Source organism: Actinophytocola sp. KF-1, from assembly GCF_054661535.1.
Window position 1 is genome coordinate 127,094 of sequence record NZ_BAAFVK010000004.1, and the last position, 22,367, is coordinate 149,460.

The 22,367-nt window shown below is 71.8% G+C and carries 26 protein-coding genes and 1 pseudogene; 22 read left to right on the plus strand and 5 right to left on the minus strand.

What is annotated here, in order from left to right:
• Nucleotides 1-13: 13 nt before the first annotated feature.
• Entirely contained in the window at nucleotides 14-1,366 is a 1,353-nt protein-coding gene (locus tag ACYQ77_RS13660) for an MFS transporter (RefSeq protein ID WP_459710990.1), read from the minus strand.
• Between the two features lie 72 nt (nucleotides 1,367-1,438).
• On the opposite strand from ACYQ77_RS13660, the gene ACYQ77_RS13665 reads away from it, so the two are divergent.
• Entirely contained in the window at nucleotides 1,439-1,948 is a 510-nt protein-coding gene (locus tag ACYQ77_RS13665) for a winged helix-turn-helix transcriptional regulator (RefSeq protein ID WP_459710992.1), read from the plus strand.
• A 744-nt stretch (nucleotides 1,949-2,692) separates the two neighbouring features.
• On the opposite strand, the gene ACYQ77_RS13670 is transcribed toward ACYQ77_RS13665, so the two are convergent.
• Nucleotides 2,693-3,211: a hypothetical protein gene (locus ACYQ77_RS13670; protein WP_459710994.1), complete on the minus strand. Its 519-nt coding sequence runs from the start codon at nucleotides 3,209-3,211 to the stop codon at nucleotides 2,693-2,695.
• A 252-nt stretch (nucleotides 3,212-3,463) separates the two neighbouring features.
• On the opposite strand from ACYQ77_RS13670, the gene ACYQ77_RS13675 reads away from it, so the two are divergent.
• Together ACYQ77_RS13675 and ACYQ77_RS13680 are read left to right on the plus strand one after the other, a co-directional pair.
• Complete coding sequence (locus ACYQ77_RS13675; protein ID WP_459710996.1) at nucleotides 3,464-4,453, plus strand: hypothetical protein; 990 nt, start codon at nucleotides 3,464-3,466, stop codon at nucleotides 4,451-4,453.
• Nucleotides 4,454-4,520: 67 nt separating this feature from the next.
• Nucleotides 4,521-5,666 (plus strand): annotated as a pseudogene (locus ACYQ77_RS13680) (extracellular catalytic domain type 1 short-chain-length polyhydroxyalkanoate depolymerase); the annotation flags it as partial.
• Here ACYQ77_RS13680 and ACYQ77_RS13685 read toward each other — a convergent pair.
• Nucleotides 5,618-7,921, minus strand: a complete 2,304-nt coding sequence (locus ACYQ77_RS13685) for an MDR family MFS transporter (protein ID WP_459710999.1) — start codon at nucleotides 7,919-7,921, stop codon at nucleotides 5,618-5,620. The pseudogene ACYQ77_RS13680 and the gene ACYQ77_RS13685 sit on opposite strands and share 49 nt — an antisense overlap.
• A gap of 62 nt (nucleotides 7,922-7,983) precedes the next feature.
• Between ACYQ77_RS13685 and ACYQ77_RS13690 the strand changes: the two genes are divergently transcribed.
• Nucleotides 7,984-8,553, plus strand: coding sequence for a mycothiol transferase (locus ACYQ77_RS13690; protein ID WP_459711001.1), 570 nt, complete (start codon nucleotides 7,984-7,986; stop codon nucleotides 8,551-8,553).
• An 81-nt stretch (nucleotides 8,554-8,634) separates the two neighbouring features.
• Here the strand turns inward: ACYQ77_RS13690 and ACYQ77_RS13695 are convergent, their stop codons facing one another.
• Complete coding sequence (locus ACYQ77_RS13695; RefSeq protein ID WP_459711003.1) at nucleotides 8,635-9,942, minus strand: cytochrome P450; 1,308 nt, start codon at nucleotides 9,940-9,942, stop codon at nucleotides 8,635-8,637.
• Between the two features lie 161 nt (nucleotides 9,943-10,103).
• On the opposite strand from ACYQ77_RS13695, the gene ACYQ77_RS13700 reads away from it, so the two are divergent.
• The 16 genes from ACYQ77_RS13700 (at nucleotide 10,104) to ACYQ77_RS13775 (ending at nucleotide 21,516) form a co-directional block, all read left to right on the plus strand.
• Complete coding sequence (locus ACYQ77_RS13700; protein WP_459711005.1) at nucleotides 10,104-10,334, plus strand: acyl carrier protein; 231 nt, start codon at nucleotides 10,104-10,106, stop codon at nucleotides 10,332-10,334.
• Complete coding sequence (locus ACYQ77_RS13705; protein ID WP_459711007.1) at nucleotides 10,331-11,887, plus strand: long-chain-fatty-acid--CoA ligase; 1,557 nt, start codon at nucleotides 10,331-10,333, stop codon at nucleotides 11,885-11,887. Before ACYQ77_RS13700 ends, ACYQ77_RS13705 begins: the two co-directional genes overlap by 4 nt.
• 38 nt (nucleotides 11,888-11,925) lie before the next feature.
• Entirely contained in the window at nucleotides 11,926-13,182 is a 1,257-nt protein-coding gene (locus tag ACYQ77_RS13710) for an SDR family oxidoreductase (protein ID WP_459711009.1), read from the plus strand.
• Nucleotides 13,183-13,205: 23 nt separating this feature from the next.
• Nucleotides 13,206-14,144: an isopenicillin N synthase family dioxygenase gene (locus ACYQ77_RS13715; RefSeq protein WP_459711011.1), complete on the plus strand. Its 939-nt coding sequence runs from the start codon at nucleotides 13,206-13,208 to the stop codon at nucleotides 14,142-14,144.
• 13 nt (nucleotides 14,145-14,157) lie between these two features.
• Complete coding sequence (locus ACYQ77_RS13720) at nucleotides 14,158-14,775, plus strand: hypothetical protein (RefSeq protein ID WP_459711013.1); 618 nt, start codon at nucleotides 14,158-14,160, stop codon at nucleotides 14,773-14,775.
• Complete coding sequence (locus ACYQ77_RS13725; protein ID WP_459711014.1) at nucleotides 14,772-15,674, plus strand: transglutaminase domain-containing protein; 903 nt, start codon at nucleotides 14,772-14,774, stop codon at nucleotides 15,672-15,674. Before ACYQ77_RS13720 ends, ACYQ77_RS13725 begins: the two co-directional genes overlap by 4 nt.
• A complete protein-coding gene (locus tag ACYQ77_RS13730; RefSeq protein WP_459711016.1) occupies nucleotides 15,671-15,916 on the plus strand; it encodes an acyl carrier protein in 246 nt (81 codons plus the stop codon). The genes ACYQ77_RS13725 and ACYQ77_RS13730 overlap by 4 nt, the downstream gene beginning before the upstream one ends.
• Before the next feature lies 1 nt (nucleotide 15,917).
• Nucleotides 15,918-17,192: an aspartate aminotransferase family protein gene (locus tag ACYQ77_RS13735; RefSeq protein WP_459711017.1), complete on the plus strand. Its 1,275-nt coding sequence runs from the start codon at nucleotides 15,918-15,920 to the stop codon at nucleotides 17,190-17,192.
• Nucleotides 17,193-17,268: 76 nt separating this feature from the next.
• Nucleotides 17,269-18,393 carry a glycosyltransferase gene (locus ACYQ77_RS13740; protein ID WP_459711019.1) on the plus strand — a complete coding sequence of 375 codons (1,125 nt, stop codon included), beginning with the start codon at nucleotides 17,269-17,271 and terminating at the stop codon, nucleotides 18,391-18,393.
• Between the two features lie 32 nt (nucleotides 18,394-18,425).
• Nucleotides 18,426-18,776, plus strand: coding sequence for a DUF190 domain-containing protein (locus tag ACYQ77_RS13745; RefSeq protein ID WP_459711021.1), 351 nt, complete (start codon nucleotides 18,426-18,428; stop codon nucleotides 18,774-18,776).
• Nucleotides 18,773-19,240: a fluoride efflux transporter CrcB gene (gene crcB / locus ACYQ77_RS13750; RefSeq protein WP_459711024.1), complete on the plus strand. Its 468-nt coding sequence runs from the start codon at nucleotides 18,773-18,775 to the stop codon at nucleotides 19,238-19,240. The genes ACYQ77_RS13745 and crcB (ACYQ77_RS13750) overlap by 4 nt, the downstream gene beginning before the upstream one ends.
• Entirely contained in the window at nucleotides 19,240-19,551 is a 312-nt protein-coding gene (locus tag ACYQ77_RS13755; RefSeq protein WP_459711026.1) for a DUF190 domain-containing protein, read from the plus strand. The genes crcB (ACYQ77_RS13750) and ACYQ77_RS13755 overlap by 1 nt, the downstream gene beginning before the upstream one ends.
• Nucleotides 19,548-19,916 (plus strand): fluoride efflux transporter CrcB, encoded by a 369-nt coding sequence (gene crcB, locus ACYQ77_RS13760; RefSeq protein ID WP_459711027.1) that lies wholly within the window; start codon nucleotides 19,548-19,550, stop codon nucleotides 19,914-19,916. The genes ACYQ77_RS13755 and crcB (ACYQ77_RS13760) overlap by 4 nt, the downstream gene beginning before the upstream one ends.
• 4 nt (nucleotides 19,917-19,920) lie before the next feature.
• Nucleotides 19,921-20,556 carry a class I SAM-dependent DNA methyltransferase gene (locus ACYQ77_RS13765; protein WP_459711029.1) on the plus strand — a complete coding sequence of 212 codons (636 nt, stop codon included), beginning with the start codon at nucleotides 19,921-19,923 and terminating at the stop codon, nucleotides 20,554-20,556.
• A gap of 85 nt (nucleotides 20,557-20,641) precedes the next feature.
• Complete coding sequence (locus ACYQ77_RS13770; RefSeq protein WP_459711031.1) at nucleotides 20,642-20,773, plus strand: hypothetical protein; 132 nt, start codon at nucleotides 20,642-20,644, stop codon at nucleotides 20,771-20,773.
• 98 nt (nucleotides 20,774-20,871) lie between these two features.
• On the plus strand, nucleotides 20,872-21,516 hold the full coding sequence (locus ACYQ77_RS13775) for a phosphoribosyltransferase (RefSeq protein WP_459711032.1): 645 nt from the start codon (nucleotides 20,872-20,874) through the stop codon (nucleotides 21,514-21,516).
• On the opposite strand, the gene ACYQ77_RS13780 is transcribed toward ACYQ77_RS13775, so the two are convergent.
• A complete protein-coding gene (locus ACYQ77_RS13780) occupies nucleotides 21,497-21,679 on the minus strand; it encodes a hypothetical protein (RefSeq protein WP_459711035.1) in 183 nt (60 codons plus the stop codon). The genes ACYQ77_RS13775 and ACYQ77_RS13780 overlap by 20 nt on opposite strands.
• A gap of 82 nt (nucleotides 21,680-21,761) precedes the next feature.
• Here ACYQ77_RS13780 and ACYQ77_RS13785 point away from each other — a divergent pair, with 82 nt between their 5' ends.
• Both ACYQ77_RS13785 and ACYQ77_RS13790 read left to right on the plus strand, forming a co-directional pair.
• On the plus strand, nucleotides 21,762-22,154 hold the full coding sequence (locus tag ACYQ77_RS13785; RefSeq protein ID WP_459711037.1) for a ChaB family protein: 393 nt from the start codon (nucleotides 21,762-21,764) through the stop codon (nucleotides 22,152-22,154).
• A 17-nt stretch (nucleotides 22,155-22,171) separates the two neighbouring features.
• Complete coding sequence (locus ACYQ77_RS13790; RefSeq protein WP_459711039.1) at nucleotides 22,172-22,348, plus strand: hypothetical protein; 177 nt, start codon at nucleotides 22,172-22,174, stop codon at nucleotides 22,346-22,348.
• The last annotated feature ends 19 nt before the right edge of the window (nucleotides 22,349-22,367 follow it).

Genomic DNA, 22,367 nt, shown 5'->3' on the forward strand with positions numbered 1-22,367 from the left:
GCATCATGGCAGGTCAGGCCCGGACGCTCACACGCGCTTTCACCCCGGTGACCGCGACCAGCAGCGCACCGGCCAGCGACAGCGCCGCCGTGACGACCGCGGCCGTGTCCCAGCCGGCGACGAGCGCACCGAGGTCGGCGTGGGCCGCGATGACCGCGACGACCGTGATGCCGAGCGCGGCACCGACGTAGCGGGCGGTGTTGTTCGCGCCGCTGCCGACGCTCGCCTTGCCCGCGGGCACGCTGGTCACGGCGATCTGCCCGAGCGCCGCGTTCAGCACGCCGCTGCCCACGCCGGCGACGAGCAGCCCCGGCAGCAGGTCCGCGGCGGACGTGGCGGTGTCGAGACCGGTCAGCATCAGCTGCCCGGCCGCGATCACGAGCAGGCTGGCCACGATCCGCGCTCGCGCCCCCAGCCCCGCCGGCAGTCTGCGGGCGAGCAGCGCCACGACCGCGCTGGTCGCCGACCACGCGAGCAGCAGCAACGCGGCGTCGAGCGTCGAGTAGTGGAAGGCGCGCTGGAAGAACGTGGGCGTGAACGACATCAGCGCGATGATGCCCGCGCCGGTGGCGGTGCCCGCCACGATCGACGCGACGAACTCCGGGCGGCGGAACAACGCGAGGTCCAGCATGGGCGCACGCACGCGCCGCTCCCACCACGCGAACGCCACGAGCAACGCGACGGCGCCCACGAACAACACGGTCACGACCGGCCGGCCCCAGTCCTGGCGGCCCTCGACGAGCCCGGCGAGCAACGCCACCAGCCCGGTGCCGAGCAGCGCCGCGCCCAGGACGTCGACGGGCCGGGGCCGCTCGGCCCGCTGCTCGCTCAACACGACCCGGGCCACCACCGCGAGGACCACGGTCAACCCAGCCAGCAGCCAGTACCCGGCACGCCACGACCCGGCGGCCGCCAGCAGTCCGATCACGACCGGTCCGGCCGCGATGCCCGCGCCCACGCTCGCGCCCCACACCCCGGTGGCGTGCGCGCGCCGCGGCCCGGCCGGGAACTCGGCGGCGATGCAGCCGAGGCTGCACGAGAGGACCGCGGCGCCGCCGATCCCCTGCCCGATCCGCGCGATCACGAGCACAAGCGTGTTCGGGGCGACGGCGGCCAGCACCGACGTCAGCGCGAGCAGCCCCGCACCGGCGACGAACACCCTGCGCCGACCGTGGTCGTCGGCCACGGCACCCGACACGAGCAGTGCGACCGCGAGCCCGACGGACATGGAGCTGAGGATCCACGCCTGCCCGCCCGGCCCGCTGCCGAGGGCGTCGGCGGTGATCGTGAGCGACGCCAGCGGCGTCGTGAACGCGACGAGCACGAGGAATGTCCCACCCGCGGCGACGGCCAAAGTCCGGTTCACGACCACTCCCATCGGTTCAGTGACCGAACTGTAGCCCACATGGTTCGGTGAATGAACTGATAGTCTCGTCACGTGGGACTAGGGAAGAACTACGACGGCCAGGACTGCTCGCTCGCCCGCGCACTGGAGATCGTCGGCGAACGCTGGACGATGCTCGTACTGCGCGACTGCTTCTTCGGCGTCCGCCGGTTCACCGACCTGCAGGCACACCTGGACGTCCCCCGCGCGGTCCTCACCGAGCGCCTGACCCGCCTGGTCGACGAGGGCATCCTCGAACGAACCGAGTACCAGCGCGGCCGCCACGAGTACCGGCTCACCCAGCGCGGCCTGGACCTGTGGCCGGCACTGTTCGCGCTCTCCCAATGGGGCGAGGAACACCGCGCCCCGAACGGCCGCCGCCGGATCTTCACCCACGCGGCCTGCGGCACCACCCTCGAACCAACCGGCCTCTGCCCTGCCTGCGGCACGGTCCCCCCACCGACCGACATCGACATGACCCCGGGCCCGGGCATGCGACCCCTCCGCGATGACCCGGTGAGCGTGGCGCTGCGGTCCCGCCACCGCCTGCTGACCCCACTCTGACGCACCAAGGCGGCAAGCCACGGCCACCACGGGGATCGCGACAATCCCTCCGTGACGGCACCGCGATCGCACCAATGCCCGACACAACGCAGGCGGCAGGTCACCGAAAAACCGTCCGCGCAACAACCTCACCAATACGGCACTGGAGTCGCTCCCACGCGTCCTGACCCGGCCCGACAGATCGGCGGGGCAGGCCCAGACACAACCGGCGCACGCCAACCGCGCCGACATGGCACCCGTCCCACCATCGCCTGCCACCCGACCCGTGAAGATCACGGCGACGAGCACACCGGCATCGCGATCCCACCACTGCCCGGCCATCTCGCCCCTGACGCATCCCGGCGGCAAGCCACCGGACGGGCCGGGGCTGGCATGACGGGCGATCTCACTACCGCACCCTGAGCCCAGCCTGGCAAATCACCGCGGCAAGCTGTCGGTCAGAACCGGCCACCCCCGGGCAGGGCAACCTCCATCCCGCTCACCCAGCAATGACAAATCGAGGCCGCGAATCGCAGGCAGGTTCGCCCATCATCCATGCGGCGGCAACCCCGAGGGGCCGAATCTCGTTCAGCGACACAGGCACGGAAGCCGTGGATCACCCGAGACAGCCGGTGGGTTGCGGGCCAACGCCACCGCGAGCACGAAACAAAAGATGAATTTCCGTCCACTATGGACGGGAGTCACCGGGCACCCTGGGAGACGCGAAAGCGGGCGTCTTCCAGGGCGTCCGAGTCGAAGGTGATGTCACCTGGCGCCGAGCGGTGCGCACTGCCCGGCGCTGTGGCGTTCGATCGTGGTGCGGCCGTGTACGGCGGTGAGGAACTCCCGTCCCCGGTCCTCCGCGATGGCGCGCAGTTCCGGCATGAGGGGGTTGTCGACCACGACGGTGCGGTTCGAGCGGAACTCGTAGGCTCGGATGGGGGTGGTGAGGCTGAGGTTCACCACGGTATGGGGCCAGCCCCGTTGAATGGGGAGCACGTCACCGCGGTGTTGGAGCGCCTCGAATTCCAGGTTCTCGCCGAACAATGTCAGCGCGCCCTCGTCACCGCATTCGTAGACGAGCACGATCACGTCCGTCTCCTCGTGGCGGTGCGGGTTCGCGATGAACCCGCCCGGCACGTCGAGACCACCGGCACACACCTGGATACCTGGCGCGTTGCCGTTCTCCCGGCCGTCGACCAACGGCCTGATCCGGTGCCCCTGCGGGGTGCGCACCGGATCGACCGACTCGAAGGGGATGGCGGTCGGAGGCTTCGTCAGCATGGGCATTCCTCTCGTCGGGGGGCGCCCCGGTGCCCAAAGCTTGGGGCTCCTGTCCAGCCTTGGGAAGAGAATGTGATGTGACGAAGTAGACATGTTCACGAACCTTCATCCGCCCCGGCAAATGTCCCCTGAATAGCCCCTTCACCTGCATTTACGGGGTGGTTCGGCAAATGCCGGGAATCCCTCCGGAGGTGGAGCGGGCCGGTACTCCGGAGGGAAGTGCGGACCCGCGCGGGACGGCACAGTCGCGGCATGGACCTCGTACGGAGCGCGGCCGTCGCCGCCAGCGCCGCCACCGCCGGACTGGGCATCACGTGGCCGGCGACCGGCGCCGGCAACCCGCTCGACCACCCCGGCCGCCCCTTCAGCTCCGCGCTGGCGGACTACCCGGACGGCTGGGCGAACTGGCTTTTCCTCACCGGCGCGCTGGTCGCGCTGACCGCCGCGCTGTGGCCACGGCGCGCCGTGGTGGTGGCCGCGGTCGTCGCCCTGCTCTGCCTCATGGACGCGTCGACCCTGATGGCGGCCGGCTACCTGCCCGCGGTGCTCGTCGGCTCGCTGTTCGGGCTCGGCGAAGCCAAAATGTCGCTGCTCTTCTCCCCCGGCCTGCTGGTGCAACTGCTGCTGCTCACGTCGGTGGCCGCGTTCGGCGCGCTCCTGGCCCGGCGGGTCACCGTGTCCGACGACCTCGCGCGTGCGACGGCCCGCACCCGGCGGTGGACGCGGATCGCCGTCGAGGCGCCGCTCGTGTACGCGCTCACCCGGGTCCTGATGTTCTTCCACGTCCCCGGTTTCGACATGTTCCCGTTCGGCTCCGCGGTCCTCTGGGCGGGCTTGGGGCTCGCGGTGTCGGCGAGTCTCGGCGCCTGGCTGACGTGCGGGCTCGTCCGCCCGTGGGGCGAGGTGTTCCCGCGCTGGCTGCCGTGGCTGCGCGGCAGGCGCGTGCCGATCCGGCTGGCCGTCGTGCCGGGCCTGCTCGTGGCGGTGATGGTGCTGACCGCGTCCAAGGACCTGTTCCTGTCGCTGGGCGACGGCGGCCTCGACGCGCTCACCGAGTGGCCGCTCGTCGCGCTGCCCGGCTTCCTGTGGCCGCTGTGGGCGTTCGCGCTCGCGATGGCCACCGCGAACTACGGAATTCGGCGGGCACTCGCGGAAGCGAAAATTTCGAAACGGCACGACGCGCCAGAAATGGTGTACCTTCCGAGCACGGGCACACAATCTCCGAAAATTTCCGGAAATTGAGACAGTTCTCCGAGGAGTTCCCGTGAGAAGGATCCTGAGCAGGCTCGGGGTCGCCCTCCTGCTGGCGGTGGCGCTGCTGGGCGCACCGACACCGGCGTCGGCGGCGAGCCTGGTCGAAGTCACCGGCTTCGGCACCAACCCGAGCAACCTGCGGATGCACCTCTACGTGCCCGACAACATCGGCACGCGGCCCGCCGTCGTGGTCGCCGTCCACTACTGCACCGGCTCCGGTCCCGCCTTCTACAGCGGCACCGAGTTCGCCCGGCTCGCCGACCAGTACAAGTTCATCGTCATCTACCCGTCGGCGACCCGCAGCGGCCAGTGCTTCGACGTGTGGAGCCAGGAGGCGCTGCGGCGGGGCGGCGGCAGCGACCCCGTGGGCATCGTGTCGATGGTGAACTACGTCCAGCAGCGGTACGGCACCGACCCGGCCCGCGTGTTCGTCACCGGCGCGTCGTCCGGCGCGATGATGACGAACGTTCTCCTCGGCGACTACCCCGACGTGTTCAAGGCGGGCGCGGCGTTCATGGGCGTGCCGTTCGGGTGCTTCGCCACCACGCCGCCGAACACGTGGAACAGCGAGTGCGCGAACGGCCAGGTGACCAAGACCCCGCAGCAGTGGGGCGACCTGGTCCGCGGCGCCTACCCCGGCTACACCGGCGCGCGGCCACGCATGCAGGTGTGGCACGGCACCGAGGACGCGACGCTGCGGTACCCGAACTTCGGTGAGGAGATCAAGCAGTGGACCAACGTGCTGGGGGTGAGCCAGACCCCGGCGTACACCGACAGCCCGCAGTCGGGCTGGACCCGCACCCGGTACGGCGGCACCGGCACGACGGCGCCGGTCGAGGCGATCAGCGTGCAGGGCACCGGGCACAACCTGCCGCTGGGCGGTATGGCGGCGATGGCGCTCGCGTTCTTCGGCATCACCGGCGGCACCGAACCGCCGCCCCCGCCACCGCCGCCGGGTCCCTGCCGCGTCGACTACGCGGTGAACGCGTGGAACACCGGCCTGACCGCCGCGATCACCATCACGAACACCGGCACCGCCCCGGTCGGCAACTGGTCGCTGGCGTTCACGCTGCCGGGCGGGCAGACCATCACCGCGGGCTGGAACGCCACGTTCAGCCCGGCGAGCGGCCAGGTCACGGCCCGGCCGATGAGCTACAACGCGACGATCGCCCCGTCGGCGTCGGTGGGCATCGGCTTCCAGGCGACGCACACCGGCAACACCGCGGAGCCGACGGCGTTCACGCTCAACGGGAACCCCTGCACGGTGACATGAGTCCGGATCTGGCAGGAGGGTGACGGCTCGGTGCTGGAGACCACGAGACGGCACGACCAGCGGATCGACGCCGTGGACTCCGGTGCCCTGCCGGCACCATCGACGCGCGCGGTCACACCCGAGCCGCGACCCGACCCTGTGCTGACCGGCGCTCCCGGGCCGTCGGTCTCGTCCTCGGTGAGCAGGCGGCGGGCGATGGTCTGGACGGCGGCGCGCAGGTCGGTGCCGGGTGGGCGGCCGATGTCCTGCTCAACGCGTTCCTCCAGCCACGCCGCCCACGCGCCGCGGATCAGCTCGGCCTCGGTGCGGCCGGCCGCGGTGTGCGTGTAGCCCCAGCCGTCGCGGGTCAGGTAGCCCTCGTCGGTGACCCGGTCGAACACCGGCCGCAGCACCTCGGCGGGCAGGCGGCGGCGCGCGGCGATCGCGTGCAGGTCGGCGGTGCCCGTGGTGCGCGCGGCGAGTTCCACCTGGATCACCGCCCACGCGGCGGCCACGTCCAGGCGCGTGCCGGAGCCTGCGATGATGCGCCGCAGCGTGTCCGCCTCGGTGCCGCGGATGATCCGGCCGACGGCGGACTCGAGCTGGCACCGCGAGTCCGACGACGTCGGCGACGCGAACCCCTCGCCGAGGTCGGTCGAGCCGATGCGGGCGCTGTCGCGCAGCCGGACCTGTTTGAGGAACAGCGAGACGACGAACCCGGCGAGCGCGACCGGCACGGTCCACAGGAACACGGTCCGCAGCGCGTCGGCGTACGCGTGGATGATCGGGTCGGCCGCGGCGGCCGGGAGCGCGTGCAGGCCCTGCGGGCTCTGCGCGGCTGCGGTGACCGTGGCCGGGTCGGCGACGCCGGTGCGCACGGCCGCCGCGACCCCGGCGGTGAGGTCGGTGGTGAGCGCGTTCGAGTAGATCGTGCCGAACACGGCGGTGCCGAACGCGCCGCCGAGCGTGCGGAAGAACGTGACGCCGGAGGTCGCGGTGCCGAGGTCGGCGTAGTCGACGGTGTTCTGCACGGCGATCGTCAGCACCTGCATGCACAACCCGATGCCCGCGCCGAGCACGAACATGTACAGCGACACCAGCCACGCGCTCGTGCCGGGACCCATGCGGGACAGCAGGAACAGCCCGAACGCGGTGACGAGCGAGCCGGCGATCGGCAAGATCCGGTACCGGCCCGTCTTGCTGACCACGTTGCCGCTGAAGATCGACGCGCACAGCAGCCCGGCGACCATCGGCAGCGTCCGCACGCCCGCGAAGGTGGCCGAGTCGCCGTCGACGTACTGCAGGTACGCCGGCAGGAAGATCATCGCGCCGAGCATCGCGAACCCGACGATGAAGCTCAGCAGCGAGCACACGCCGAACACGGGGTTGCGGAACAACCGCATCGGCAGCATCGGCTCGGCGGCGCGGGTCTCCGCCCAGCAGAACAGGCCGAGCGCGACCACGCCGCCCGCGAACAACCCGATGATCACCGGGGAGCCCCACGCGTACTCGGTGCCGCCCCAGCTGGTCGCGAGCACGAGCGCGCTGGACCCGGCCGCGACGAGCCCGATGCCCAGGTAGTCCACGACCGCGCGGCCGGCCGCCTTGACGACGGGAATGGTCCGCGCGGCGGCGAACACGACGACGATCGCGATCGGCACGTTGACGTAGAACGCCCACCGCCACGACAGGTGGTCGGTGAACAGCCCGCCGAGCAGCGGCCCCACCACGGTCGACACGCCGAAGACGGCACCGATCGCGCCCTGGTACTTGCCCCGCTCCCGCAGCGGGATGACGTCGGCGATCAGCGCCATGGCGGTCACCATGAGCCCGCCCGCGCCGATCCCCTGCACGGCCCGCCACGCGACGAGCAACGTCATGGAGGTGGCCGTGCCGCACAGGAACGAGCCGGTGATGAAGACGATCGTCGAGACCTGGAAGACCAGCTTGCGCCCGAACAGGTCACCGAACTTGCCCGCGAGCGCGGTCGCGACGGTCTCGGCGAGCAGGTAGGCGGTCGCCACCCACGACATGTGCGCGGCCCCGCCGAGGTCGGCGACGATGGTGGGCAGCGCGGTGCCGACGATCGTCTGGTCGAGCGCCGCGAGCAGCATCCCGAGCACGATCGTCACGAAGACGATGTTGCGGCGCCGCCCGTCCAGCACGGGCGGTGCGACGTCGACCGCCTCCTTCGTGGTCGTCACCAGGTCACGATCACACGGTGCCCGCGTCGCCGCACCTCGAGCGCGGGCATACGGTGGCAACCATGAACGCGACACCGTGGGAGCCGCCACTGGCGGGCACCGAGGCCGAGCACCTGCTCGGCGCTCTGGACCGCCTCCGCACGACCTTCCGCTGGAAGGCGGACGACCTGGACGCGGCCGGTCTCGCTGTGCGCGTCGGCGCGTCCAGCCTCACGCTCGGCGGGCTGCTCAAGCACCTGGCCGTGGTCGAGGACTACACGTTCACGTGGAAGATGTCGGGCGAGCAGCTCGGCGGGCCGTGGCCACCGTGGGAGACCTGGCAGGGGTGGCACTGGCCGTTCACGTCGGCGGGCGAGGACACCCCGGAGCAGCTGTACGCGTACTGGGACGACGCGGTGGAACGGTCCCGGGCGAAGCTCGCCACCGCCCTGACGTCGGGCGGGCTGGACCAGCCGGTCCACGCCCAGGACGACGACGGCAACCACGCCAGCCTGCGGCGACTGGTGTGCGACATGCTGGAGGAGTACGGGCGGCACACCGGCCACGCGGACCTCCTGCGTGAAGCCGTGGACGGCCGCGTCGGCGAGGACCCGCCACCCGGCTGGCAACCGAAGTCCGGTCGTCACGCCTAGCTTCGCTCGCGGGCACTGCGCGCGGGGGCGGACGCGCAGCCTCCGGGATGCGCGCGACCACGTTCTGCCCGAGCCGCGCCGTCAGCGCGGGGTGGCGATGATCCGCGCACCTCGGCTCGGGATCAGCGTGATGTTGCGTGGCTTGGCGAACTCCGGGGCGGCGCGCTCCGGGCGCACGTCGTAGCGGGTCAGCGCTGCCCGCAGGGTGGCCACCATCTCCTTCAACGAGAACCCGGCCCCCAGGCACCGCCGGACGCCGCCGCCGAAGGGGATCCACGTGCCCAGCGGCAGCGGCTTCCCCAGGAACCGTTCCGGGCGGAACTCGCCCGGGGCGTCGTGGAACTCCGGGTCCTCGTGTGCCAGCGTGGTGTTGGCCGCGACGATGACGCCCGCGGGCAGCCGGTAGCCGGCGATGTGCGTCGGCTCGGTGAGGACCCTCGGCACGTTCTGGATGATCGGGTGCCGCCGCAGCGCCTCCTTGGCCACCGCCTCCAGGTAGTCGCCGTCGTCGGCGTCGGCGGCGGCCTGGGCGCGGCGCAGCACGTCCGGGTTGCGGGACAGGTCGTGGAAGGACCAGGCGAGCGCGGTCGCCGTCGTCTCGTGGCCCGCCAGCAGCAGCGTGATCATCTGGTCGCGCAGCTCCGCGTCCGTGAGGTCGGTGCCCGGCACGCTCAGCAGCCGGGACAGCACGTCGCCCCGCGCGGCGACGTCCGGGGCGGTGCGCCGTTCGGCGATCTCCGCGTACAGCAGGCGGTCGACCTCGCGGAGGTTGTCGGCGCCGCGCCGCCACGGGGGCAGCCGGGTCAGCGCCGGGTAGCTCCACCCGAGCGCGGTGATCGGGCCCATGTCCGTCAGCGTGCGGATCCGCGGCCGCAGCGCGGTCAGCCGCGGGCCGTCGGACATCCCGAACACCACCCGCAGGATGATCTCCAGCGTCACGTCGTTCATGGCCTCGTGCACGCCGAACGCGCGCCCGGCGGGCCACGACTCGACGTTCCGGGCGGCCAGTTCGGCCATCATGTCGCCGTACCCGCGCAGCGCGGCACCGTTGAACGCCGGCATGAGCAGCTTGCGGACCCGCAGGTGCTCGTCCTCGTCGGTGATCATCACCGAGTGCGGGCCCATCACCGGGCGGAGGATCTCGTTGCCCTCACCGGCGTGGAACACCGCGGGCGTGCCCGCGAACACCTCGCGGATGTGCTCGGGACGGCACAGCGTGACCACCGTCTTCCCGCCGAGCAGCCGGACCGTGAACACATCCCCGTGACGGCGCCGGAAACGGCGCAGCAGGTGCGGCCGGACCGTCATGAACAACGCCGTCTGGATCGGGGCCGGCATCCGTGAGCCGGGCGGGATGGCCGTGACCTGCGTCGACTCGAGCGTCGCCATGTCCAAGGTATACGGTCCGGAATCGGTGCGTCACAAGGTGATCCCACTCCGGTGCAAGTGCCGTGCGAGCGACCCGGCGCAATTACCGGGCAGTGGTTTCGTGCCTGTTTACTCCACGGACAACGGTGTTGTTCGAATTCGCGCCAGTGAATGGAATGCACATGTTAGAGGGGCGTGTACGCGACGTGATCGCGTCGGTGTTGTCGATGTCGCCTGGTGAGCTGCCTGCCCGGCTGTCGCCCGAGACGGTGCCCGGCTGGAGTTCGCTGCGCCAGGTGCAGCTCGCGCTGGCGCTCGAGCAGGAGTTCGGTGTGGAGGTCGACCCGAACGTCATCCCGGACCTGGTGTCCGAGGCGGCGATCGTGGACTACGTGCGGGAGGTGGCCGCGTGACCGGCACGCACGTGCCGCACCTGCGCACGGTGCACGACGTGATCGCCCACCGCGCCCACGAGCGGCCCGACCACGTCGCCGTGATCTGCGAGGACCGCATGGTCACCTACGGCGGCCTGCACCGTTCCAGCACCAGGACCGCGAACGCCATGCACCGGTCCGGTGTGGAGGCCGGCGACCGGGTCGCGTACCTCGGCAAGGAGTCCGAGCAGTACTACGACATCCTCTTCGCCGCCGCGAAGGCGGGCGCGGTGCTGGTGCCGGTCAACTGGCGCCTCACCCCCGCCGAGATCCACCACATCCTGCTCGACTCGGGCACCACGCTCCTGTTCGCCGACGAGGAGTTCCTCGACGTCACCGCGAAGCTGAAGGCCGACCTGCCGCGGCTGCGGCGGATCGTGCCCATCCCCGCGCTCGCCGACTGGCGCGGCACCGACGACACCGACCTCGCACCGGCGTTCGGCGAGGACCACCCGCTCGCGCAGGTGTACACGAGCGGCACCACCGGCAACCCGAAGGGCGTGGTGCTGGCGCACCGCAGCTTCTTCGCCGTGAAGGACGCGCTGGTGTCCGCCGGGCTGGACTGGATCGACTGGCGCCCCGGCGACGTGAGCCTCATCGGCATCCCCGGCTTCCACATCGGCGGCCTGTGGTGGGCGATCCAGGGATTCAGCGCGGGCATCACGATGGTGTCGGTGCCGGTGTTCGCCGGGCACCAGGTCGTGCGCCGCATCCGCGACCTCGGCGTCACCACCGCGTGCATGGTGCCCGCGCAGATGCAGATGATGCTCGCGCCGCCGCGCCCCCGCCGCACGGACTTCGCGTCCCTGCGCAAGATCGTCTACGGCGGGTCCCCCATCTCCGAGGCGCTGCTCGAACGCTGCATCCGGACGTTCGACTGCGACTTCGCCCAGATCTACGGCCTGTCCGAGAGCGGGAACACGGCCGTGTGCCTGCCACCGTCCGAGCACGTGCCCGGCGGGCCGCGCATGCAGGCGGCGGGCCACCCCTACCCGGGGGTCGACGTCAAGATCGTCGACGAGGACGGCGCGCCGCTGCCTGCCGGGCAGGTCGGCGAGGTGTGCCTGCGGACCCCGGCCGCGATGCTCGGGTACTGGGGCCTGCCGGACGCGACCGCCGCGACGCTCGTCGACGGCTGGCTGCACACCGGTGACGCTGGCTACCTCGACGACGACGGGTTCCTGTTCATCCGCGACCGCATCAAGGACACCATCATCGTCGCGGGCGAGAACGTGTACCCGGCGGAGATCGAGAACGCCGTCGCCGCGCACCCGGCCGTGCTGGAGGCCGCCGCGGTCGGCGTGCCGCACGAGCACTGGGGCGAGGTCGTGCACTGCTTCGTGGTGCCACGGCAGGGCGAGACCCTGACGACCCGCCAGCTGGTCGCGTTCCTCCGCGGCCGCATCGCCGACTTCAAGATCCCCTCCGGCTTCGAGCTCGTCGGCGCGCTCCCCCGCAACCCCAGCGGCAAGATCCTGCGGCGCGAGCTGCGGGAACGGTTCTGGCAGCACCTCGACCGCCGCGTGGCATAGCGGCACCCCCGACCACCCCTCACGAACAGGCGGAACCCATGCGAATCACCCTGCGGCACAACAGCGACCGGCTCGCGTTACTCACCGGAAGGCCGAAGCTGCTGTCCCTCCGTTACTCGGCCGACCCGGCCATCGTCTCGCGGGCGCTGCCGCGCCGCGCCGACGACGAACGCAAGACCGTGCTCCTGCTGGGCGGCAACGGGTTCGTCGGCATCCACTTCCTGCACGACCTGCTCGACGACGAGCGGGTGGAGAAGGTGTACGCGCTGGTCCGTCCGAAGGGGACGAACTCCGGCGCGGCCCGCATCGCCCGGCAGGCGCGCAAGTACAAGATGGCGCTGCCGGAGTCGGACAAGCTGGTGGTGCTCGAGGGCAGCTACCTCGACCCGTCGTTCGGCCAGGACGAGGCGACCTACGAGGAACTCCTGTCGCAGGTGGACGTCGTGATCGACGCGGCGGGCGGCACCACGCACGAGTACCCGTACTCCCGGTACCGCCGCGAGAAGGTCCTGCCGACGCTCACCCTCGCCGAGTTCTGCCTCACCCGCAGGTACAAGACGCTGCACGTGATCGGCTCGGTCGGCAGCGAGGTCTACACGAAGCTGCGTGACTTCTACCGGCCGAGCTTCTTCTTCTGCGGCTACAGCAAGATGAAGTTCATCGTGAAGCACCTGTCGCTGGCGATGAACCGCGCGGGCGTGCCGATCCACGTGTACCAGGCGCCGTTCGCGCTCGGCGGGCCCGGCACCCGGTTCAAGGACCCGGGCATGGAGTACTCGTTCTGGAACATGGTCTGGCACATGGTGCAGCAGGGCAAGACCTACCAGTTCGGCGGCACCAACCCGATGGTGGCCGGGGATGTGCTGGCCAGGGCGGTGCTGAACAACGCGCTGTCGCCCGCGCCGCGGCCGATCAGCTACCCCGTGACGCCGGTGACGAACGAGCAGCTCGCCGAGCGGCTCGGGCTGGAGCTGGTGCCGTACAAGGAGTTCCGCCGCGGGCTCGTGCGGGCGAACCGCTTCCGGCTCGGCGAGGTCAAGTGGCGCGACCCGATCTCCAGCGCGCGCCGCGAGTGGCAGCGCGCGAGCTTCGTGCGCTCGCTGTTCCCCCGCTGCCTGCCCACGCTGCTGACCGACATCGACAAGGCCGCGCAGGCCCCGGCCGTGCCGCTGCACGCCGGCATCCCGGCCATCGACGTGCTCGAGGCGAACGCCAGGAACATCCGCAAGATCGCGAAGGACCTGCCGGTCCGCGCGCCGGAGGAGCAGGTGGCCGCACCGAAGGCCGCTGCCTGAGACACCACGGGACGGGGTGCGAGATGAATACACGAGACAGCGACGAGTTCGTGCCGGTCATCGACCTGTCCACTCGGGACACCGAGGAGGGCAGGGCGGCCATCGCCGCCGCGATCGGCAAGGCGTGCGAGACGTCCGGGTTCTTCACCGTGACCGGCCACGGGGTGGCGCCCGAGCTGGTCAACCGCATGTACGCGACCACGAAGGGCTTCTTCACCAGCCCCGAGGAGGAGAAGGACCGCAGCCTCAACCAGGGTTCCGGCGTGTCGGGCCTGCGCCGGGTCGGCGGCCCGTACGAGGCGTTCGCCGCGCACGTGACCGGTGACCTGCCCGAGGAGGAGCGCGCCGCGCTCGGCGACCACCCCGCGACGTGGAAGGCCGCGAACATCTGGCCGGACGAGGACTTCAAGGCGACCTGGTACGACTACATCGCGGCGATGACCGACCTGTCGGCGGACATCATGCGGCTGTTCGCGCTGGCGCTGGGCCTGCCGGAGCGGTTCTTCGACGACAAGTTCGACAACCACGTGTCGCTGATCCTCGCGAACTACTACTACGCCGAGCCCGACCCCGAGGCGCTGCGGCGGGAGAAGCACACCGACTGGGGCAGCCTGACCGTCCTGTACATCGAGGACGAGCTGGGCGGCCTGCAGGTGCAGCGCGGCGACGACTGGCTGGACGTGCCGTCGATCCCGGGCAGCTTCGTGGTGAACATCGGCGACCTGATGGCGTTCTGGACCGGTGGCCGCTGGGCGTCGACCGTGCACCGCGTGGTCACGCCGCCCGACGCCGCGCTGCGGTCGCGGATCTCGATCCCGTTCTTCTACCTGCCCAACCACGACGCCACGATCGAGCCCATGCGGCCGCTGGCCGAGGCGAGTGCCGAGTCGGACCTGGAGCGGGTCACGGTCGGCGAGTGGTTCTCGCACAAGATGCAGACCGTGTACAAGGCAGCTGCCTGAGAAGAGGTGTGCCATGCGGCTGGAGACGCGCGACCTCCGGTGGGGCGAGACGTGGCGGGCGGCGCGGCTGCTGGCGCACGCCTACCGGGACGGCACGATCTGGGCGGCGGCGGGTGACGTCGCCCGGTGGCGCAAGCAGGCCGGGCTGACGCTGCTGTACCTGGCGGAGCTCGTGATCTGCCGGTGGGAGAAGGGGTTCACGCTCGTCGCGGTCCGCGGTGACCGGCTCGACGGGGTGATGATCTCCTACACCCACGGGGAACGGCCCACCCCGTGGTGGGGCTGGCTGCTGCGGTCGTTCGCGTGCGTGTTCGCCGGGCCGGTCGCCGTGGCCCGCCTCGTGCGGGTCTCGAACGACCTGGAACGGATGAAGCCGAAGGAGCCGCACGTGTGGTACGCGGTGCTGGGCAGGCGGGACGACGCCCCGGGTGTCGGGTACGCGCTGCTGCGCGCGGGCCAGGCACGGGCGGACGCGCTCGGCCTGCCGGGCTACCTCGAGACCTCGGCCGGCGAGGAGCAGGTGCGGATCAACGAGATGCTGGGCTGGGAGCTGCGCGACGAGTACGTGCTGCGGACCGGCGCGGTCGTCCGCACGATGTGGCGGGACTGCCCGGTGAAGGTCGGCTCATGACCACCGCGCTGTCGCTGGACGGGATCTACCTGATCCCGCCCGAGCACCACGTGCCGGACACCGACCGGGCCGCGGCCGCGCAGCTGCTCGGCTGCGACGACCGGACGCTCGACACGCTGGTCCACAGTGGGCTGACCGTGCGGGACGACCGGTTCGACGGCCGTGACCTGTTCAACCTCGCGCTGCACTCCGGCACCGGGCGGACGGTGCCGGAGCAGGCGTTCGCGTTCTCGCTGCGGTGGATGCGCGGCTCGGCCGAGTCGCTGCTCGCCCCGCGCACGCTGTCGTTCACCCTCACCGCGAAGTGCGCGTGCGCGGACGTGGTGCTGGCGGTGCCGCGACCGGACGTGTACGGCGGCGCGGTCACCCCGCCGCCGGAGGCGGACGAGGTCGCGGCGACCACGGTCACCGCGACCATCCGCACCGAGGGCAGGGCGGTGCCGCTGCGGTCACCGGTGCTGCGCGGGCTGGTCGAGGAGTTCGCCGCGCTGGGCGTGCGGTGGGTGAGGCTGCCCGACGCGCTGCGCGAGGACGAGTCGCTGGTGACCACGCACCGGGTGGCGACGTGCGAGTCGGCGAGCCGGTGGCTGGCGCGCCGCTGCCGCGCGGCCGGGTACGCGGCGACCACCAGGATCGGCTGGGTCGTCGGCATGCTCGACCTGGTGCACGCGTGGGTGGAGGTCACCGACGACGACGGCGAGACCAAGGTCGTCGACCCGATCTTCTCCGGGTTCGCCGCGGGCGTGCCGGGCGCGAACCCGCTGCTGACCGACCCGGCGGTCGCGCTGCGCACGAACCGGCTCGTGCCGACGGCGTTCGAGGTCGGTGCGAGGGTGGCGCGCCACGATTGCGACGTGGCCCCCACCGTCCGGATCAACCCCGTCAAGGAGGCGTCATGAGCGTCCCCGCATTCATCACCGACTTCCTGTACGCGAAGTGCCCCGACGCCGGGCCCATCGGCGAGGACGAGGACCTGGTGCTCACCGGTGTGCTCAACTCGATGCACTTCGTGGAGCTGCTGTACCTGATCGAGTCCGAGCTGGGCACCGAGATCTCCATGGACGACGTGTCCAGTGAGGACTTCCGCACGATCGCCAGGATCCGCGACCGGTTCTTCCCGGCGCTGCCCGAGGCCGCCTGACATGTCCGCGCTCGACGACGCGCTGGCGCGGGCACGGGCCCGGTTCGTCGCGGACAACCCGGCGAGCCGGGCCGCGCACGAGCGGGCGGCCGCGCACCTGCCGGGCGGCAACACGCGGACCACGCTGTTCTACCCGCCGTTCCCGCTCACCATGGCCCGCGCCGAGGGTTCCCGCCTGACCGACCTGGACGGGCACACGTACGTCGACCTGCTCGGCGACTACACGGCCGGCCTGTACGGGCACGACCACCCGGTGATCCGCAAGGCCGTCGAGGGCGCGCTCGACCGCGGGTGGAACTACGGCGCGCACAACACGGACGAGGCGCTGCTCGCGGGTGTGCTGTGCGAACGCTTCCCGAGCCTGGAGCTGGTGCGGTTCACCAACTCCGGCACCGAGGCGAACCTGCTGGCCCTCGCGACCGCGACCACCTACACCGGCCGCGACACGATCCTCGTGTTCACCGGCGCCTACCACGGTTCCGTGCTGTCCTTCGGCGACAGGGACTTCCCCCTGAACGTGCCGCACCGGTTCGTGGTCGCCGAGTACAACGACCTCGCCGACACGACGGCCGTGCTCGACCGGTATGCGGACGACCTGGCCGCGATCCTGGTCGAACCGGTGCTGGGCAGCGGCGGCTGCCTGCCGGCCGACCCGGCGTTCCTCGCGTTCCTGCGCCGCCGCGCCGACGAGACGGGCGCGCTGCTGGTCTTCGACGAGGTGATGACGTCCCGGATGTCGGGCGGCGGCATGCAGGAGCTGCTCGGGATCACCCCGGACCTGACCACGCTCGGCAAGTACACGGGCGGGGGCATGACGTTCGGCGCGTTCGGCGGCCGTGCGGACGTGATGGCGATGTACGACCCGCGCAGGCCCGGGTACGTGGCGCACGCCGGGACGTTCAACAACAACGTGCTCAGCATGGCCGCCGGGTACGCGGGGCTCACGCAGCTGTTCCCGCCGCCCGCCGCCCGCGAGCTGTTCGACCGCGGCGAACGCCTGCGCGCCAGGCTGAACGAGATCGCCGAGGGCACCCCGATGACGTGGACCGGCATGGGCAGCATGCTCACCGTCCACTTCGGAACCGGCGAGATCCGCACGCCACGCGACATGCGGCCCGCGCCCGAGTACCGGGAGCTGTTCCACCTGGAGATGCTGGCGCGTGGTTTCCACCTGGCGCGCCGCGGCATGATCGCGCTGAGCCTGGCGGTCAGCAACGAGGAGTGCGACGCGTTCTGCGCGGCGGTCGCCGACTTCACCGCCCATTGGAACGTATAGCGCACCCCCGGTCTTGCGGCAAGACCCCGTCCCCGGCGAACAATCGGCGCCCACAGCCGAGTTCGAGGGGGTTCCCATGCGTGTACTGCTGTCCACGATCGGGTCACGGGGTGACGTCCAGCCGTTGGTGGCGCTCGGGGTCCGGCTGCGGGAGCTGGGGCACGAGGCCAGGCTGTGCGCGCCGCCGGACTTCCGGGCGTTCGCCGGGGAGCACGGCCTGCCGTTCGTGCCGGTCGGGCCGGAGCTGCGGACCGGGGCACGGGCCGTGGACCCGAGGACCGCGGTCGCCGACATGGTCGCCGGGCAGTTCGCGGCGCTGCGGACGGCCGCCGCGGACTGCGACGTGCTCGTCGGCTGCAACCAGTTGCAGGTCGCGGCGCCGTCGGTGGCCGAGTCGCTGGGCATCCGGTACGTCTTCGCCGACTACAGCCCGATCGCGTTCCCGTCGCCGCACCACCTGCCGCCCCGCCTGCCCGGGCAGCGGCCGGGCGAGGACCCCGCCACCGCGTGGGCGCACGAGGCGGAGCGCCGCACCGCCACGTTCGGGCCCGCGCTGAACGAGCACCGCGCCGCGGCGGGCCTGGACCCGGTCACCGACGTGCTCGCCCACATCCTCACCGACCGGCCGCTGCTGGCCGCCGACCCGGCGCTCGCGCCCGCGCCGCCCGATCTCGCGGCGACGCAGACCGGTGCCTGGCTGCTGCCCGACGACCGTCCGCTCGCGCCCGAAGTCTCCGCGTTCCTGGACGACGGCGAACCACCGGTCTACGTGGGGTTCGGCAGCACGCTCGCACCGAACACCACCGGCGCCGCGGCGGTCGGCGCGGTCAGGGCACTGGGCAGGCGCGCGATCGTGCTGCGCGGCTGGGGCGGCCTGGCCCCCGAACCGGCCCCGGACTGCCTGACCATCGCGGAGGCCAACCTCCCGGCGTTGTTCGGCCGGGTCGCCGCCGTCGTGCACCACGGCGGCGCGGGCACCACGACCGCGGCGGCCCTCGCCCGCGCACCGCAGGTGGTGGTCCCGCAGCACTACGACCAGCACTACTTCGCCGAACGCGTCACCGCACTGGGCATCGGCGCCACCGGGGAGCTCACCGAGGCGCTGGCGCGGGCGCTCGACCCGGCGGTGGCCGCCAGGGCACGCGCGTTCGAGGTGCGGACCGACGGGGCGCTGGTCGCGGCCGCGTCCGTCTCCGGTTGACCGGGCACCGGCCGCGGCGTGTACTCGGGGGCGTGACACCGTCCGGACGTGCGCTGCGGCTGACCGTCATCGTCGGCCTGCGCGACCAGTGGCAGCACCGGCCCGTGTACGCCGAGGTCGTGCGGCGCGCGCACCAGGCGGGGCTGGCAGGCGCCACCGTCGTGCCGGGCATCGAGGGGTACGGCGCGAACTCCCGGATCCACACCACGCACCTGTTCCGGCTCTCCGAGGACCGGTCGATGGTGGTCGTCATCGTCGACGCCGAGGAGAAGATCCGGGCGTTCCTGCCGCGACTGGACGAACTGGAGATCGACGGCCTCGTCATGCTCGACGAGGTGGAGGTCGTCCGCCACGCGCCGGGTATCGTCCGGAACCGAGCATGACCAGAACCGAACCGATCGATCCGGACGTCGACCTGCGGGTCCCGGCACACCGCCGGGAACTGGTCCGCGGGCATCTGCCGGTGCTCGGCGTGATCTCGCTCGGCGGTGGTCTCGGCGCGCTCGCCCGCTACGGCCTGGCCACCGCGCTGCCCGCGGCACCAGGCCACGTCCCGTGGGCCACGTTCCTCACCAACGTCAGCGGCTGCTTCCTCATCGGGGTGCTGATGGTGCTCGTCACCGAGGTGTGGACGGCGCACCGGCTGGTGCGGCCGTTCCTCGGCGTCGGGTTCCTCGGCGGGTTCACCACGTTCTCCACGTACGCCGTCGAGATCCACGGCCTGCTGCGGCCGGGGTCCGTCGGCGTCGCGTTCGCCTACCTGGTGGGCACGCTCGCCAGCGCGCTGCTCGCGGTGCTCGCCGCCGTGTGGCTCACGCGGCTGGCCGTCCGCGGCACGGGGGCGTGATGCGTGCGCTGCGGCTGACCGTGTTCGTCGGCGGGGACGACACCTGGCACCACCGGCCCGTCCACCACGAGATCGTGCGCCGGGCCCACGAAGCGGGCCTGGCGGGCGCCACCGTCATGCGCGGGTGCGAGGGCTACGGCGCGACGTCCGTGGTGCACACGGACCGGATCCTCAGCCTCACCGAGGACCTGCCCGTGGTCGTCCTCATCGTCGACGCCGAGGAACGGATCCGCGGGTTCCTGCCGCGGCTGGACGACCTCGTCACCGAGGGCATGGCCGTGGTCGACGAGGTCGAGGTGGTGCGCCGGTGACGGCCGTGCTCGTGTTCCTCGGCGCCGCGGTCGGGGCGCCGCTGCGGTACCTCACCGACCGGCTCGTCCAGTCCCGCCACGACAGCCTGTTCCCGTGGGGCACGTTGACGGTGAACGTGGTGGGCAGCCTCGTGCTCGGCGTGCTCGCCGGCGCGGGCGCCGCGGTCCCGCACGGGGTGCTCGCGCTGGCGGGTGTGGGGTTCTGCGGCGCGCTCACCACGTACAGCACGTTCAGCTACGAGACGCTGCGGCTGGCGGAGCAGCGGGCGTACTTCTACGCCGTGCTGAACGTGGTCGTGACGATCGTCGCCGGGCTCGGCGCCGCGTTCCTCGCGTACGGCACCACGTCCGCGCTGCTTGACTGACGGCGTGCAGTGGCTCACGAACACCAGGACGTCGTACGACGCGGTGGCGGCGGCGTACGCGTCGCGGCTGCGGGACAGCATGACCGAGCGGCCCTACATGCGCGGCATGGTGACGTTGTTCGCCGACCTGGTGCGCGCTGCGGGCGACGGCCCGGTGGTGGACGTGGGCTGCGGACCCGGCCACGTCACGCGGTTCCTGCACGACCTCGGCCTGGACGCGTTCGGCATCGACCTGTCGCCCGGCATGATCGAGGTGGCGCGCGACGACCACCCCGGCATCCGGTTCGAGGTGGGCTCGATGACCGACCTCCGCCTCCCCGGCGCGTCGGTCACGGGCCTCCTCGCGTGGTGGTCGCTGATCCACGTCCCCGACGACGAAGTGCCGGTGGCACTGGCACATTTCCACCGGGTCGTCCGGCCGGGCGGCGTGGTGATGGCCGGTTTCCACTCGGGCAACGGCACCACGCACAAGACGAACGGCTACGGCGGCCACGCGATGGACGTCCACATCCACCGCCGTCCGCCCGCGCGCATGGCGGCGTGGCTGAGCCAGGCGGGTTTCACGGTCGAGGCCATCACGACCCTCGACCCGACCGCACGCGTGCCGGGGGCCGTGCTGATCGCCCGCCAGTCCACTTGACACCCCGGGAGCGCGGCGCAGTAGTGTCCAGTTCGAGCGGGGCGTGTGGGAGCGCCGCGTTCGACAGGGGAACCGGGGAGGATCCATGTCCGAGCAGAGCGTGATGACCACGCCCATCTTCGACGAACTGGTCAACGAACTGGGCGGCCCGCCGCAGCGCGACACCGCGGCGCCCCAGCCGGAGAAGGACGCCGACCAGGCACGCGACGACCGCTGAGGCGGTGAACCGGACCGTCTGAAACGGTCCAGCGGTTGACAGTGCCCGTCGGCGGTTACCCGATGGGCATGCGCCCGACAGCCGGTAGATCGACAGTGATGACCACGCGGTTCATCGACCGGGAGCACGCGGGCAAGGAACTGGCCGGCAGGCTCGCCGCGCACGTCCGCACGGAGCGGCCGCTGGTGCTGGCGCTGCCCCGCGGCGGTGTGCCGGTCGCCGCGGAGATCGCCGCTGCCACGGGCGGCGACCTGGACATCGTCGTCGCGCGCAAGATCGGCGCGCCCGGCCAGCCGGAGTTCGGCGTCGGCGCGCTGGCCGAGGACGGCGAGCCGGTGCTGGACTGGGACACCCTGGCCGATCTCGGTGTCACGGACGACCAGCTGGCGGCCACGATCCGCGAGGAGCGCGCCGAGATCGCCCGCCGCCGCGACCGCTACCGGGACGGCAGACCGGCGCCGGCCGTGACCGGCCGCGAGGTGATCCTGGTCGACGACGGCCTGGCGACGGGCGTGACGGCACGTGCCGCCCTGTTGTGGTTGCGGGAACAGCGGCCGCGCCGGCTGGTGCTGGCCGCGCCCACGTGTGCCGGTCAGGCGGAACGCGAGCTGGCCGGGTACGTCGACGAGATCGTGTGCCTGCACGTGCCGCCGTACTTCTACGCGGTGGGCCAGGCCTACGCGGACTTCCGGCAGCTGACCGACGCGGACGTGCTCCGCATCCTCAACGCGACCCGCCGGTAGTGGCCTTGGAGCCCGGCACGACACCGAAGGCGGTGGTGACGAAGAAGACGCTGATGACGACGAGCAGGTGGTCCACGTGCATGCCGGGGGCGAGCACCTTGAGGGCAAGGTGGACGATCTCCCCCACGAGCAGGCGCGTGAACGCGACGTTGACCCAGGACATGACGCTCGATCCCCTCACGATCGGATTCCGAGCGACTACCCACAGGTCCGCACGGCAAAACCGCGGCCGGAGAGGATTCACCATGCCTGCGAAGCAGGAACTCCCCAGCACACTGCGCCGCTCACCGGAGAAGGCGCAACGCACGTGGAGCGAAGCACACGACTCGGCGGTGCAGACGTACGGCGAAGGCGAACGCGCCCACCGGACCGCGTTCTCGGCGCTGAAGCACTCGTTCGAGAAGGTCGGCGACCACTGGGAACCCAAGCCCCGCAAGGGTCCTTCCGACCGCCAGGCCGCCCGCCGGACGTCACGTCCCGGCCGGACCGCGGGTGGTGTGGACGCCAACGCCAGCAAGCGGCACCTGTACGAACTGGCGAAGAAGCTGGACATCCGGGGCCGCTCGACGATGTCGAAGCGTGAACTGGTGGTGGCGCTGCAGAAGGCCAACAACCGCGCCACGCGCGCAAAGTCCTGACGCGCCCGCCGCGTGCGGTGACGCCGCGCGGTACGGTCGCGTACCGGCGCTTCGACCGCACCGGTCTCGCGGCCGCACCGCCGCACTCGATGACGTTCGAGTCCGGTTACACGATCGAGACGTTCATCGAGCTGCCGTCGCCCAAGATCGTCTCCCGCGCGCTGCGGCCCGGCCCGTTCCGCACGGCGATCTGACCCGACGTCGGCCTGACAG